We start from the raw sequence: 14,515 nt of genomic DNA, 5'->3' as shown, positions 1-14,515 counted from the left end.
AAGAGGTTGCCCCATAAAGACACCTTCATGTGACAACCTCTTTTATTTAAAGTACATAACGGCGCATCATCCCTTTCGGGATAGACCGTTTTTTTGTTTACCCTATTATACCGTATCGGTAAAGATTTGACAATACTACTGTCAAGACAGTGCAGGATGTAAAAAAGAGGCTGTCGCATTAAGACAGCCTCTTTTTAGTGGTTAGCCGCTAGTGGCTAGGGGTTAGCGGATGGCTTGAAATTTAAAGGTTTGCTCTGAAAACTACAAACTCCGTATTACAAACTATCACCTTATATCAATTTATTTTGCTTGGCAATTTCAGCGACTGCTTCGATAGAAAGTTTCATGTACCGGGCAATTTGCTCAAAGGATAGACCATCTTTAATCATTTCGAGCGCTGCTTCCCGGTCTTTCCGTTCAGAATTTCGTTTTTCTTGCTCAACGCCTTTTTCTATACCTTTTTTTATGCCTTTTTCTATACCCTTTTCCAAGCCTTTTTCCATGGCTCTTTCATAGAGTCCTTCACCTAAGTTGCACATAGTCGTGACATCCTCCTTCCCTTTAGCCGTCAAATCAATGTCATATTCATCATGTAAGGCTGTCAGTAGATCTTCTGATTTCATCTTTTTGACAAACAATAAATATAACAGGTGCATCAACCGGTCTCGCGTCCTATTATTTCCCAGATATACGAAGATAATGCCCATGAGATCATAATTTACTACGGGTTCTTTATAGCGGTGCAGCAGATGTTGTTCTTTTAACTGATAGCGATTGATAGCATTTTTCCCATGCGGACTTTCCATACAAATCCAAATAGAATAAACCTTTTTAATCTTACCATAATCACTGCCCGTGAATTCTGTTTCCTTTTGAGAAGAAATGAGGCGACTGATATAGTATACAGCCCATTTCATCAGCGGATAAACTTCCCCCTTTTTGTTCTTAGGCGACAATGATTTCTGGGCTTCTACATTAATAATCAACGTAATTAAGTCATCCGTACCAGGAGCTTTTGCATGGAACAAGATATCAAAAGTCACACTGCCTTCTGTAATACTATTATCCTCATTCTGCATCCCATGTATATTAGGATTGTCCTGCTTTTCCAAATAGTGACGCACAGCATTGGTTTTGTCTTTATATACCGGTACTACGCTTACCAATGGCTTACCTTCGATGTATCGGCCAGCGATATCATTGAGGCTGGCCGATGCAAATTCGGGTATAGTCCGCTTCAAGATATAAGCCAGGATTTTCTTTTCTGATAACACACCTTTTGCTGCTTTATCATATCTTAATCTATCATTTCCCACTAACGCCTCATCGATTGCTGTGTCTAATTGGCTCATCGGTCCACCTCCTTTGCTCTCATTTTAGCAAATATATTCTTTTTGTACAACGCGAATAAGGTGCAATTCTTGGAGTGACGAATCGAATCAGACACCTCTTCTGATAAGCTATCATCCCCCATTCTGAAACGGGCTTGCCACGTGCAAGCCCCTACGGTCCAGAGTCTACTGCGGCAAAGCCGCTTCTGAGTCCGAACAGACAGGCCTCAAAGAAGGACTATAAAGCTATGATATTTTTGCATACAGAAAAAGAACCCGTGCACGATTACGTGCGACAGGCTCTTTTCAGTTGTTAGCAGTTAGTTATTAGTGGTGTGGTCGTAGTATTTCGGGTCACTGAAATATTCTTTGGTCTTAGCCCTCACCTGCGGGAAGAGAATGAGCAGGGCAATCATGTTAGGAATGACAACCAAGCCCATAGCAACGTCCTGGATACCCCAGACGAGATTGATTTTACCCAAGGAACCGATGAGGCACAAGAAGGGGAAAATGTATTTTACGACGTTCGTGACTTTATTGCCAAACGCATAAGTGAAGCTCTTGGCAGCGTTCCACCACTGGCCCATCAAAGTCGTAAAGCAGAAGATGAGCAGAGCCAATGTACCGGCGTGTTTCAACGGTTCCCAAACTGTACCGAAAGCATTGAGAGCCAGGACGGTTGCCGAATGGCCGGAGTTCTGCATATCTGTAACGCCGACGACAAGGGCCGTAATGCTGCAGATGACGATAGTGTCGACAAAGACTTCTGTAACGCCTGTAATCCCTTCATCAACGGGATGCGGCACGATGGAGCAGCCGTGAGCAAACGGGGCTGTACCTTCCCCAGCTTCATTGGAATACATACCGCGGGCAATCCCGTACTGCATAGCCTTGGCAATGACATAGCCGCCCGTGCCGCCGGCAACGGAATCAAAAGACCAGGCCTGGGTAAGGATTTCGGCGAATACATGCGGCAACTGCTGGATATTCAATAAGACGACCAACAGACCAATGACGATATAAAAGATAGACATGGTAGGAACGAGGTTCATGGCCAGATTAGCCAGCCGTTTCAAGCCGCCCAAAGTGATACATAAAAGCAAGATGATGAGAACGACACCGGTCATGTACGTCGGAACCCCATAGTTGGAATAAAGGATACCGGAAATCGTATTCGATTGCACCAAGTTAGCCCCCATCATCTTCGTGCACATCAGCACGGCGATGACGACACCGAGCCAAGGCATTTTAAGGCCATCGCGGATGTAATACATAGGCCCGCTGAGGAGATTGCCATTTTCATCTTTGCCCCGGTACATCTGGGATAAAACGATTTCACCGTATTTCAAAGCCATGCCGAAAAAGGCAGCTACCCACATCCAGAAAACGGCACCCATGCCGCCAGAGAGGATTGCCGTAGCTACGCCTACGACATTACCGCCGCCGACGTTGCCAGCTAAAGTAACCATCATAGCCTTGAAGGTAGAAATAGAACCATTGCCTTTATCTTCATGACGGGATTTATAAGAATCAATGAGGGTCAGGCGGATAATGAAGCCAAAATGACGGACCTGGATGAATCCATTAGAAATGGTATACAAAATCCCTAAAGCCAGTAAAACGAAGACCAGCCATCTCCCCCATAACCAGGAATCAATCAATTGGATAATCGCTTCTAAATTTTCCATGTCAATCTCCTTCCAAGATGCGCTTTACCATATCTGGGAAATTCCCAATGACACAATCGACACCATAATCACGCAGCTGCTTGACGCTGGCTTCATCATTGACGGTAAACGTATTGATTTCAATATGATGGGATTTGATTTCGGCTACCGTTTCGGCGGTCAAACTGCCATAATAGGGATGATAACATTGAACGCCAACGCTTTCTGTATAAGCTCCAGGGTTGATAAGCCACGTTTCTGTCAGCAATCCATACTTCAAGTCCGGCGCTAAGGCTTTCATCCGTAAGACACTTTCATGATTGAAACTAGAAATAATGACTTTTTCTTCTAAATGATAGCGCTGCAAAACGGGCCATACCTTGGCTTCAATTCCCGGATAAGGATAAACGCCGGTCTTCAATTCAATATTCGTCACCAAGGGAGTCCCGGAAACCCACTGGCAATATTCATCAAAAGTCGGGGTTGTCTGGAATCCTACTTCATCTGAATAGATATACGAAGCATCGAGTTTCCGCAGCTCATCCAGCGTATAATCGCGGACGTAGCCGGTACCATTCGTCGTCCTGTCGACTCGTTCATCATGGATGACTACGAGCTCTCCATCTTTGGTCAGCTGTACATCCATTTCAATTCCATCGGCCCCACATTCTAAGGCCTTGCGGAAAGCGAGCATCGTATTTTCTGGATACTTGCCGCTAAATCCGCGATGCGCAAAATTTTTCATGAAAAAACCTCCTAGTAATAATTCTGTGTCCATTATAGAGTATATCTGCTCGACGAATCAAGAAAAACTTTTCATGATATAATTTACAATATTTCACAAATTATAATATTTATATCATTTTTTACAATAAATAAAAACAGGTCATTGCATGATAATAAAAAAATTTATGCAATGACCTGTTTTACAGTAATGTTATTTTTCAGCTTGCAATCTCACCGAGCCACGAACTAATAACTGCTAGCCCCTACCCATGGATCAAGTCGAGCATGGCGTGGAGTTTGTCGATAGTGTCTGCCGCTTCCTGGCGGACTTCTTCTGGGTCACGGGTGATGCGGGCGACGCCGCTTTCCATGGCAGCTTTGGCGACGGCTGCGGCGACGGCCGGAGCGACGCGTTTGTCGAAGGCGTCGGGGATGACGTGGTCTTCGGCCAGTTCGTCATCGCCGACCAGGGAGGCGATGGCGTAAGACGCAGCCAGTTTCATGTCTTCGTTGATGCTGCGGGCCCGGACGGCCAGGGCGCCGCGGAAGATACCCGGGAAGACCATGACGTTATTGATCTGATTCGGTGCATCCGACCGGCCAGTACCGACGACTTTGGCACCGGCCTCTTTGGCAGAGGCGTAGTCCGTTTCCGGGATGGGGTTGGCCATGGCGAAGACGACGGCATCGTCGGCCATGGACTGGATGATGTCTTTAGTGAAGATGTGCGGTGCCGATACGCCTAGGAGGAGGTCGGCCCCTTTGACGGCATCAGCCAGGGTCCCGTGGGCATGGGACGGATTGGTCAGTGATGCCAGTTCCGCCTGGACCGGGTTCAGGCCTTCCATGCCAGCGTAGAGAATTCCCGGACGGTCGACCATGGTGACGTTCCGAGCTCCGGCGCGGACCAGGAGGCGGCCGATGGAAGCGCCGGCAGCCCCTGCCCCATTAATGACGATACGGGCTGTCTTCAAGTCCTTATGGACATAGCGGAAGGCACCGATGACGCCGGCCAGGGCGGCAATGGCCGTACCGTGCTGGTCATCATGGAAGACAGGGATATCCATTTCTTTTTTCAAGGTCTGTTCGATTTCATAGCATTTCGGCGAGGCAATGTCTTCCAGGTTGATACCGGCGAAAGACGGCTGCAGGCGCTTCACGGTTTCGATGAATTCTTTTGGGTCCTTTGTATCCAGGCAGATAGGAACGGCATTGACGCCGCCAAAGACCTTGAAGAGAATGGACTTCCCTTCCATGACCGGCATGGCAGCTTCCGGGCCGATGTCGCCCAGGCCGAGGACGCGGGTCCCGTCCGATACGACGGCGATCATATTGCCACGGCAGGTCAAGTCGAAAGACAAATCCGGGTCCTTAGTGATTTCCCGGCACGGCTGGGCAACGCCAGGCGTATAAAGAATACTCAGGTCGTCGTGGGTCTTGAGGACTTCCCGGGGAATGGTTTCAATAACGCCGTGTTTGCCGCGGCGGATTTTCATGGCTTCTTCATCGAAATTCATGACGCTAAAACTCCTCCTATAACTGTTTATGCATTAAAAATGGCCTGGGGTTCTGTAAATTCCAACATCCCATCTTTGCCGCCTTCGCGACCGATACCACTGTCCTTAAAGCCGCCGAAAGGCGCTGTGACGTCGCGCGGGCTGTCGTTGACGTAGACGTTGCCCGACAAAACGGCTGCTGCCACCTTCGAGGCTTCTTCCTTGTCCGGTCCCCAGACGGCAGCGTTGAGGCCATAAGGCGTATCGTTGGCAATGGCCAGGGCTTCGTCGACGGTATCATAAGCGATGACGCTGAGGACGGGGCCGAAGATTTCTTCGCGGGCAATGGTCATGTCATTGGTTACGTCCGTAAAGATGACGGGCTTGACATAGTAACCGTGGTCCGGCGCATCCGGACGGCCGCCAGCCAGAAGTGTCGCCCCTTCTTCCAGGCCCTTGGCGATGTAGGCATCGACGGTCTGCCACTGGTCATACGATGCGACAGGACCGATTTTCGTCGTTTCCAGAGCCGGGTCGCCTACAGTATATTCCGGCAGTATCTTCAACATGAGCTGTTCAATCTGTTCCTTGTCGTCCCGCGGGATGAGCAGGCGCGACAGAGCCGTACAGGTCTGGCCACTGTTGAGGAAAATGGAATTGAAGCACATGCGGATAGCCTTTTCGTAGTCTGCCCCCTTCAAGAGGACAAAAGGCGATTTGCCGCCCAATTCCATGCTAATGCGCTTCATCGACCCCAGGGCGCGCTGGGATACCTTGATGCCGGCTGCCGTCGACCCCGTAAAGGATACCATGGCGATATTCGGGTCGTCGCAGATGGCATTGCCAACCTGGCTGCCCCGGCCGGCGACGAGATTGAAGACGCCTTTGGGGAAACCGGCCCGGTCAAAGGCTTCGGCCAGGTAGTACGCCGTCACCGGCGTATGCTGGCTCGGCTTGAGGACGACCGTCGCCCCGACGAGCAGGGCCGGTACGACTTTCTGGATAATCTGCCCTAAAGGATAATTCCACGGCGTGATACAGCCGATGACGCCCAAAGGCCGGCGGTAGACGACGGATTGGGACAGATGTTCGACCAGTGGCAATTCCGGTGCCAAGTCGATATACGACTGGGTCCGCACGAACTGGTAGCCAATATGGTTGGTCCTGGCAAAGGCTACAGGCGCCCCTAATTCCTTGACGACGGCGTCGACGAACTGCGGTTCCAATCTAATCATCTGGACCAGCAGGTTCTTCATGAAGGTGATGCGGTCTTCCAGCGGCATAGCCGACCAGGCCGGGAAAGCTTTGGCAGCCGCCTGGGCAGCGGCAGCGACATCATCGGCACCAGCCGCGGCGACAGTGGCGAAGATTTCTTTCGTCGCCGGATTTTCTACGTCAATATATTGGCCAGACAAGGGCGCCACCCACTGGCCATCGATATATAGTTTTTTCAAATCCATGAAATTACCCCCTTTTACTCGAGATTATTCTTTAATTATAGAGATAAGTCATTGATTATGCAAGTCGGGAAAAAAATAGACTGCCTAAAAGGCAGTCTATTTTTAGTGGCTAGTAGGGGCGCCCACGTGGCGCCCCTACAGACTCCATACCACAAACTATCTTATTTCGCTTCGGCTTCTACGGGTTCTGAGGCGGATACGAAATGGCCGATGATGGAGCCACCGATGAGGCCGATGATGAAGGGCACGATCCAGCCGAAACCGTATGTGGACAGGGGCGTAGCGGCGACGATGGCTTTAGCAAAGCCCAGGCTGCTCAGGCCCGGCAGGGATTCCAAAAGGGCGAAGATCGTGACCAGGTAGACAGAGCCCTTGTAAGCACCGTTATTGGGCATGAAGCGGCCGATGATGCCCAAGACCAGGAGGGCCAGGCACGGCGGATAGCAGACGCCGAAAATCCAGCCGATGTAGGTGACGATACCGTCGACGCCGAGGAGGGCCGTCAGGGCCGACAAGATGCAGCAGGCGACGGCGACTTGTTTATAGCTGATGCGGTTGCCCGTAGCCGTGCTGGTGAATTCGGCAACGGCGGCAATCTGACCGATGGCTGTCGTCAGGCAGGCCAGGACGACGGCGATGCCCATGGGAACCATGACCCACGTGCCGACGCGCTGGATGATGGCGACCAGGAGTTCCGCACGGCCGATGTTCTGCGCATAGTCACCACTGACACAGGCGCCCATGTAGAGCAGGCTGCCGTAGATAATGAGCAGCAGGACGAAGGAAACGATGCCGCAGTAGATGAGCACTTTATTGCGCTGGCCGACGGTCGTATAGCCCTTGCCGTAAATGGAGCTGATGAAGACAGCGGCCATGATGAAGCTGACCAGGACGTCGCCCGTATTATAGCCGCCGAGGAAGGCATTGACGAAGGGATGGTCCACAGCCGGAGCGACGGGCGTCCCCAGTGGATTGAAGATGCCGACGAAGGCGACGATGACCAGGATTAGGGCCAGGAGCGGCGTCAGGTATTTGCCCATGCGGTCCATGACGTTGTTCTGGTCGGCAACGAAGAAGAAGCTGATGACGAAATAGGCGATGACCAGCGGGATGAACGGTGCTGCCGGCAGGTTGCCCTGGATGCCGAGCTGGATGGCCGTCGCACACGTACGGGGAATGGAAACGAAGGTACAGACCAGCATGAGGGCTGCCAGGAGGACGTTATACGTATTCTTCCCTACCCGTTCAGTAATGGAGTGGACGTCGCCGTTGAGGCCGATGACGATGAGCGTGAAGATAGGAAGAAAAATACCCGAAAGGGTCAGGCCAGCCAGGCCGGACAGGAAATCGCTGCCGCTGTTCAAACCGAGCTGGGGCGGGAAAATCAAATTGCCGGCGCCAAAATAGGTGGCAAAGAAGGCGAATCCCAGGATGAGCACATCCAGCCCCCGGATAGCCTTGCCGCCAGAAGAGTTGTTGTTCATGAAAATACCCCCTAAGAATGATTGAATGATGTGAAAATAAGTACATAATACGCCAAAAGAAAAGAGGCGCTGCCTCCAAGCTGCGCCTCAGTCATAATGATATCTTTCAGGAATAGCCTGTAGGAATTGGCACCTTACCGTAGGCAGGTTGCCGCAGCGTCATCGGGCCCGTCCCTCAGCTGCTCTCGATATAACTTATGAAATTTGTCTGTATTGGTGTTATTTTATAAAATTTTTAACGACTTGTCAATGTATTTATTTTGATTTAACGTTTTACTTCTGACAACTGGGACAAAGGTCAGCCAAAAAGCAGTTATCGCATAAAGGCTTGCGGGCTTTGCAGACCCGGCGGCCATGCCAGATGAGCCAATGATGGGCCCGGCTCCACCATTCCTTGGGAATGGCCTTCTGCAGGCCCTTTTCGACTTCCAGCGGCGTCGTCCCTTGGGCCAGCTGCAGACGGTTGGACACGCGGAAGACGTGGGTATCAACAGCAATGGCCGGCGTATTGAACAAGATACTGACCAGGACATTGGCCGTCTTGCGGCCGACGCCGGGCAGTTTCACCAGCTCATCGAAAGTCTGCGGCACTTGGCCATGATATTTTTCACAAAGGATGGCACAGTTGGCCAGGATATTCTTGGCCTTGCTGCGATAGAGGCCGCAGGTCCGTATCTTTTCTTCCAGTCCCGCCGTCCCCAGGGTCAGCATCTTTTCCGGCGTGTTATATTCCGGGAACATGCCGGCCGTCACGATATTGACCCGTTCGTCCGTACATTGGGCCGACAAGATGACGGCAATCATCAATTCAAAAGGAGAATTATAGTGCAGAGCCGGTTTCATGATACCGTACTGGTCCTGGAACCGCTGCAGCATTTCATCTTTTATTTTCTTTGAAATAGCCATATCACTTTACTTCCTCATCAGTATGGATTACGTCGTTCAGGCTGCCCATTTCATAGCCGCCCAAATCGAGGGTGACGTACGTAAAGCCCGTATCCTTGATGGCCCGGACGATTTCCTCCCGATGGGCCAGGACCGACGGGATTTCATCGACGGCGACTTCGATGCGGGCTACATCGCCGTGATAGCGGACGCGCAGGGAGCCCTGGACGTAAGGCGCTACGGCGGCTTCGGCCGCATCGATCTGAGCCAGGCGGTGCGGCGTCAGTTCCACGCCATACGGGACGCGGCTGGCCAGGCAGGCGGCACTCTGCTTATTCCAGGTCTGGAGGCCGAATTCCTTCGACAAAGCCCGGATATCCGCCTTGGCCAGGCCCGCTTCGATCATCGGGCTGCGGACGGCGTCGGATAATTCCTGCAGGGCTTTCATACCCGGCCGGTAATCACCGAGGTCATCGACATTCCCCCCGTCGACGACCCACTGATAGCCTTCGGCCTTGGCCAGGGCCACGAGCGACGTAAAGCGTATTTTCTTGCAGATATAGCAGCGATCTGGCGGATTCTGGACGAAGTCCGGGTCCTCGAATTCCGTCGAATGGACCAGGCGGTGTTCGACGCCGATGACCTTGGCCATGGCCTTGGCATCAGCCGCTTCACTGCCCGGCAGGGTCGCCGAAACGGCCGTCACGGCCAGGACCCGGTCCCCCAGAGCCTGGTGAGCCGCATAGGTCAGGAAGGTGCTGTCGACGCCGCCGGAAAAGCCGACGACGACACTGCCCATGTCCTTTAAGATCTGCTGGAGTTTTTCATATTTCTTGCTTGTCTCTGTTGAAATCAAAAGAGTTCCCCCTCGAACCAATATAGTTTTCATAGAACTGTCGAATGACGCCCTTCATTTCTTCGTCACCGACATATGGCAGGGCCTGCTGCCACAAGGCATCGGGCACGCCATAATAGGCTTCGGCAATGCTGCCGGCAATGGCTGCCTGCGTATCCGTATCGCCGTTGAGCCAAATCGCCTTGCGGATCGTATCTTCATAGTCCGTCCCTTCCAGGAAACATTCGATGGCTTCTGGCACACTATCGTCCGTCGTACAGGTAAAGCCATAAGACGGCCGTATCTGGGCCAGTGTCCGGGACAGATCATAGAAATGCGACCGCAGATATGCGGCAATCGCCTCTTTCTCCTTCCCCTGCCGGGCCAGGAAGATAGCCGACGCCACGGCAATGGCACCCTTGATGGCTTGGGGATGGTCATGGCTGACGACGGCTGTCAGCTCTGCCAGCGCCTGGGCTTCCTCCAGAGTATCGGCAATCCAGCCGGCCGGGCTGACGCGCATAGCCGCCCCATTGCCATAGCTGCCGTAAGCCGGTGCCTCGTCGGCCAGGAACCAGCGGCGGAACAGGCCGCCAAAACCGGCGTCGGGATATTTCCGGCACCAGTAGCGGAGCTGGCGCCGCAAGGGTTCGATATAGCCGCAGCAGGATGCCTTCCCCTCCATCAGGGCTGCCGCTACGGCTACAGTCGTCACCGTATCATCAGTAAAACGGCTGTTTTTAACAAATAAAGGAAAATCCAGGGATTCCGCTGTTTCATCGAATTCATAGATGGAGCCGGCAATATCGCCGATGATAGCTCCCTTCATGGAATCATCTCCCTAAAAGAAATGAGCCGATTCTTCTTTCAAGACTTTATCGCGCAAAGCTGACAGCTTGCTGCTGCGCTGGACCCACATTTCTTCCGGGTTGACCAGGCGCAGGTATTCGGGCCACAAAGTCTGGATCTGCTGGTCTGCATAGGCCATGATGGTTTTGAGGTCCGGTTTCTGATAGACCAGTTCGCCTTTCTGGAAAATGGGGACGAGCATCTTCTGGACACGGTAAGTCCCGCCAGGAATCGTCCGCGAGCGCCACGGTGCTTTATCGCTCTGGAGGAGCAGGTCTTTCGATTCGTCGATGCTTTCACCTTCGAGGATGATGATGTCAGCTTTCATTTTCCCCGTATCTTTATCGTAAATGCGCAGGACGTTCTTCAGGCCCGGATTGGAAATCTTTTCGGCATTGTCGCTCATCTTGATCTTCGGCACGAATTTCCCATCGTCATACTGGCCGACGAGTTTGAAGACGCCGCCCAGGGACGGACTGTCCTTGGCCGTAATCAAGTTCGTGCCGACGCCCCAGGAGTTGATGGCGCAGCCCTGGGCTTTCAATTCGGAAATGAGGTTTTCATCGAGGTCATTCGAGGCCGCAATGATGGCATCTGGGAAGCCTGCATCGGCAAACATCTTATGGGCTTCTTTCGATAAATAAGCCAGGTCGCCGCTATCCAGGCGGATACCATAAGCCTTGGGCAGGGTGCCGGCAGCCTTCATTTCCTTGAAGATCGTAATGGCATCGGGGACGCCCTGTTTCAGCGTATTATATGTATCGGCCAGGAGGATGAGGTTGTTCGGGTACTGGCGGGCATAGGCGCGGAAAGCTTCCAGTTCCGACGAGAAGCTCATGACCCAGCTGTGAGCCATGGTCCCTAAGACGGGCATGCCGAATTTGGCGCCAGCCAGGACGTTGCTGGTCCCGTTAAAGCCGCCGATCATGGCCGAACGGGCGCCGTAAACACCGGCCGATTTCCCCTGGGCCCGGCGCAGGCCGAATTCCATGAGGTTGTCCTTACCAGCCACCGTCCGGACGCGGCGAGCCTTGGTGGCAATGAGGCTTTCATGGTTCATGATCATGGACATGCACGTTTCTAACAGTAAGGCTTCGTCCTTCTTGGTCTGGACGCGCAGGAGCACTTCCTGAGGAAAGGCGACGGTCCCTTCGGGCATGGCATAGATGTCGCCCGTAAAGCGCAGGTCTTTCAGGTAATCGAGGAATTTGTCCTGGAAAAAACCGGTGCTCTTCAGATAGGCCAGGTCGTCGTCACTGAAATGTATATTGTGTACATAATCGATGAGATGTTCCAGCCCGGCCACGACCGTATAGCCCCCCTGGAAGGGATTGGTCCGGTAATAGCGGTCAAACACGCATTGCTGTTCGTGCTTGCCTTCAAAAAATAAGCCCTGCATCATGGTCAACTGGTACAGGTCGGTCAATAACGCTTTCGTATACAAGATAACTCGCCTCCAAAAAGTAGTTATTCCTATTATACATCAGTTAACGATAAAGGAACAACGAATTACCGATTTTGCATACATCGAAAAATTCTATACGGACTTAGCATGACAAAATAGGCTGTCGCACGTACGACAGCCTATTTCATCGTAGGGGCCGTCCCAAAGGGCGGCCCTTTCTGGTCCATTGTTAGCGGATGGTGTTAAATTTAACCTCTCCGGCCTTTCAGGCCACCTCCCCTCTCAAGGGGAGGCTGCGAGTCACGAACCACGAACCACGAGCCACTTTACTTTCTCTTCAACACGTTATGGACGGCCTGGATGACGTCGCTGGCCGAGAGATTATAGGCTTTCAGGAGATCATCCGGTTTCCCCGATTCGCCGAAGCGGTCCTGGATGCCGACGAGTTCTACTGGGACACAGCAGTGCTGGGCCAGGGCTTCGCAGATGGCCCCTCCCAGACCGCCCATGATTTGATGTTCTTCACAGACGACGACGGCCCCCGTTTCAGCCGCACAAGTACAGACCGTATCCAGGTCCAGCGGTTTGACCGTGTGGATGTTGACGACGCGGGCCGAAATACCTTCCCGGGCCAGTTCATCCGCCGCCGTCAGGGCTTCATGGACCATGAGGCCGTTGGCGAAGAGGGTCACATCACTCCCATCCCGGAAGATGGCCGCCTTATAGAGGTCAAAAGGCGTATCCTTATCGGTGACGACGGGCGCCGGATTGCGGCCAAAGCGGACATATGACGGCCCTTTGATATCATAGACGGCCATCGTCGCCTTATACGTTTCCCACCAGTCACAAGGCGTAATGACCATCATATGGGGAATGACCCGCATGAGGGCGATGTCCTCCAGAGCCTGATGGGTAGCGCCGTCAGGGCCGACGGAAATGCCGGCATGGGCGCCGCCGAGCTTGACGTTGAGATTATTATAACAGACCGTATTGCGTATCTGTCCCCACGCCCGGCCTGTCAAAAAGACGCCGTATGTCGAAATGAAGGGGACGAAGCCCGTCAGCGACAGGCCGGCTGCCGTACCGACCAGGTCTTGTTCCGATATGCCGACATTGATATATTTTTCAGGATATTCCTGGCGGATCCATTCGGTCCGCGTCGATTTGGCGACGTCCGCATCGAGGACGAGGACATCGTCGTGAAGGCGGCACAGTTCCAGCAGGGCCTTCCCATAGCCGTCGCGCATCGGTACTCGTTCCATTACGGCACCTCCGTTGTCAGTTCATCCATGGCCAGGCGGTACTGGGCTTCATCCGGCGCCGCACCGTGCCATTTCGCTTGATTTTCCATATATGATACACCCTTCCCCTTGACCGTATGGGCCAGGATGACCGTCGGCTTGCCGCGATAGGCCTTGGCAGCGCCATAAGCGTCGTACAGGGCATCTGTATCGTGGCCATCCACGCGGAGGACATGCCAGCCGAAACTTTCCCATTTCGCATCTATCGGTTCCATATTCTTGATCGACACCAAGGAATCGACGAGCTGCAGGCCATTGCAATCGACAATCAGACAAACATTGTCCAAATGGTGCTGTGAGGCAAAAGCGGCAGCTTCCCAAATCTGGCCTTCCTGCTGTTCCCCATCGCCGATGAGACAGAAGACTTCCGGTGTTTCATGGCGCAGTTTCAAGGCCAGGGCAATGCCGTTGGCAATGGACAGGCCTTGGCCTAAAGAGCCGACAGCGCAGTCGAGACAGGGCAGTTTTTCCAAATTGGGATGGCCCTGGAGGGCACTGCCAACCGTCCGCAGCGTATCGAGCAAGGCCAGGGGCAAATAGCCCTTATGGGCCAAAATGCTGTAATAAGCTGGGGCCGCATGGCCCTTGGATAAGACAAAACGGTCCCGTTCCGGCGCATGGGGCCGGTCAGGAAAACAGGTAAAGACATCTGTAAAATAAAGTGTGGCCATGATTTCGACAGCCGATAGAGAGCTGCCAGGATGACCGGAACCGGCACGGTAAATGGATCGCACCGTATCCCGCCGTATCTGCGTACACACGTCATGTAGATCATGCTTCATGAAGCATAGCCTCCTATGTCAGGCCGTCAAGAAAAAAACGCCGCATACCCCCGTTTATGTCTGGCGGCGATACGCGTGCGTTCGGACATACGACCTCTTTTGTTCGTTTCCATTTCTTGAGTTTATTGTACAATGATTATATACACAAGTCAAACAGAATATACCATCTGGATATGCTTCATGACTGTATAGCAAGACGTGCTTCCATAATATAAATAAATGGTATAAAAAGGGCTTGTCGCACGACGGCAAGCCCTTTTTCTGTAGGGGCGACCACGTGGGGCGCCCGTTCAA

Annotated in this window: 12 protein-coding genes and 1 riboswitch; all 12 genes read right to left on the bottom strand. The window is 52.6% G+C overall.

All coding sequences use genetic code 11. From position 1 onward, the window contains the following. Positions 1 to 290: 290 nt before the first annotated feature. The 12 genes from ACFCTO_RS00520 to ACFCTO_RS00465 all read right to left on the bottom strand — a co-directional run bounded on the left by ACFCTO_RS00520 (position 291) and on the right by ACFCTO_RS00465 (position 14,221). Positions 291 to 1,352, bottom strand: coding sequence for a nuclease/transposase family protein (locus ACFCTO_RS00520; protein WP_499876165.1), 1,062 nt, complete (start codon positions 1,350 to 1,352; stop codon positions 291 to 293). Positions 1,353 to 1,651: 299 nt separating this feature from the next. Next, entirely contained in the window at positions 1,652 to 3,019 is a 1,368-nt protein-coding gene (locus ACFCTO_RS00515; protein ID WP_499876164.1) for an alanine/glycine:cation symporter family protein, read from the bottom strand. A gap of 1 nt (position 3,020) precedes the next feature. Next, positions 3,021 to 3,743, bottom strand: coding sequence for a glycerophosphodiester phosphodiesterase (locus ACFCTO_RS00510; RefSeq protein ID WP_499876163.1), 723 nt, complete (start codon positions 3,741 to 3,743; stop codon positions 3,021 to 3,023). 244 nt (positions 3,744 to 3,987) lie between these two features. After that, positions 3,988 to 5,241 carry an NAD(P)-dependent malic enzyme gene (locus tag ACFCTO_RS00505; RefSeq protein WP_370842357.1) on the bottom strand — a complete coding sequence of 418 codons (1,254 nt, stop codon included), beginning with the start codon at positions 5,239 to 5,241 and terminating at the stop codon, positions 3,988 to 3,990. Between the two features lie 26 nt (positions 5,242 to 5,267). After that, complete coding sequence (locus tag ACFCTO_RS00500) at positions 5,268 to 6,680, bottom strand: aldehyde dehydrogenase family protein (protein ID WP_370842359.1); 1,413 nt, start codon at positions 6,678 to 6,680, stop codon at positions 5,268 to 5,270. Between the two features lie 161 nt (positions 6,681 to 6,841). Next, positions 6,842 to 8,164: a branched-chain amino acid transport system II carrier protein gene (locus ACFCTO_RS00495; RefSeq protein WP_298678091.1), complete on the bottom strand. Its 1,323-nt coding sequence runs from the start codon at positions 8,162 to 8,164 to the stop codon at positions 6,842 to 6,844. Positions 8,165 to 8,260: 96 nt separating this feature from the next. Beyond that, a riboswitch (SAM riboswitch) is annotated at positions 8,261 to 8,359 on the bottom strand. A 78-nt stretch (positions 8,360 to 8,437) separates the two neighbouring features. Then, positions 8,438 to 9,070, bottom strand: coding sequence for an endonuclease III (gene nth, locus ACFCTO_RS00490; RefSeq protein ID WP_292261431.1), 633 nt, complete (start codon positions 9,068 to 9,070; stop codon positions 8,438 to 8,440). A gap of 1 nt (position 9,071) precedes the next feature. Next, a complete protein-coding gene (larE, locus tag ACFCTO_RS00485) occupies positions 9,072 to 9,905 on the bottom strand; it encodes an ATP-dependent sacrificial sulfur transferase LarE (RefSeq protein WP_292261434.1) in 834 nt (277 codons plus the stop codon). Next, complete coding sequence (locus ACFCTO_RS00480; protein ID WP_020310492.1) at positions 9,874 to 10,713, bottom strand: ADP-ribosylglycohydrolase family protein; 840 nt, start codon at positions 10,711 to 10,713, stop codon at positions 9,874 to 9,876. The genes larE and ACFCTO_RS00480 overlap by 32 nt, the downstream gene beginning before the upstream one ends. Positions 10,714 to 10,725: 12 nt before the next feature. After that, entirely contained in the window at positions 10,726 to 12,177 is a 1,452-nt protein-coding gene (locus ACFCTO_RS00475; RefSeq protein WP_492001103.1) for a nicotinate phosphoribosyltransferase, read from the bottom strand. A gap of 287 nt (positions 12,178 to 12,464) precedes the next feature. Continuing rightward, positions 12,465 to 13,400, bottom strand: a complete 936-nt coding sequence (locus ACFCTO_RS00470; protein ID WP_292261441.1) for a transketolase family protein — start codon at positions 13,398 to 13,400, stop codon at positions 12,465 to 12,467. After that, positions 13,400 to 14,221 carry a transketolase gene (locus tag ACFCTO_RS00465; protein ID WP_370842365.1) on the bottom strand — a complete coding sequence of 274 codons (822 nt, stop codon included), beginning with the start codon at positions 14,219 to 14,221 and terminating at the stop codon, positions 13,400 to 13,402. The genes ACFCTO_RS00470 and ACFCTO_RS00465 overlap by 1 nt, the downstream gene beginning before the upstream one ends. Between the last annotated feature and the right edge of the window lie 294 nt (positions 14,222 to 14,515).

The sequence above is a fragment of the Megasphaera indica genome, from assembly GCF_046614755.1.
Taxonomy (GTDB): Bacteria; Bacillota; Negativicutes; order Veillonellales; family Megasphaeraceae; genus Megasphaera; species Megasphaera intestinihominis.
Note: the sequence above shows the minus strand (reverse complement) of the source record. Positions and strands in the feature narration are given on the sequence as shown.

Excerpts from the sequence above, each read along its gene's own strand:
- nth (WP_292261431.1), bottom strand. The coding sequence starts at position 9,070 with ATGGCTATTTCAAAGAAAATAAAAGATGAAATGCTGCAGCGGTTCCAG.
- ACFCTO_RS00505 (WP_370842357.1), bottom strand. The coding sequence starts at position 5,241 with ATGAATTTCGATGAAGAAGCCATGAAAATCCGCCGCGGCAAACACGGC.
- ACFCTO_RS00520 (WP_499876165.1), bottom strand. The coding sequence starts at position 1,352 with ATGAGCCAATTAGACACAGCAATCGATGAGGCGTTAGTGGGAAATGAT.
- ACFCTO_RS00510 (WP_499876163.1), bottom strand. The coding sequence starts at position 3,743 with ATGAAAAATTTTGCGCATCGCGGATTTAGCGGCAAGTATCCAGAAAAT.
- ACFCTO_RS00465 (WP_370842365.1), bottom strand. The coding sequence starts at position 14,221 with ATGAAGCATGATCTACATGACGTGTGTACGCAGATACGGCGGGATACG.
- ACFCTO_RS00515 (WP_499876164.1), bottom strand. The coding sequence starts at position 3,019 with ATGGAAAATTTAGAAGCGATTATCCAATTGATTGATTCCTGGTTATGG.
- ACFCTO_RS00480 (WP_020310492.1), bottom strand. The coding sequence starts at position 10,713 with ATGAAGGGAGCTATCATCGGCGATATTGCCGGCTCCATCTATGAATTC.
- ACFCTO_RS00470 (WP_292261441.1), bottom strand. The coding sequence starts at position 13,400 with ATGGAACGAGTACCGATGCGCGACGGCTATGGGAAGGCCCTGCTGGAA.
- ACFCTO_RS00495 (WP_298678091.1), bottom strand. The coding sequence starts at position 8,164 with ATGAACAACAACTCTTCTGGCGGCAAGGCTATCCGGGGGCTGGATGTG.
- ACFCTO_RS00500 (WP_370842359.1), bottom strand. The coding sequence starts at position 6,680 with ATGGATTTGAAAAAACTATATATCGATGGCCAGTGGGTGGCGCCCTTG.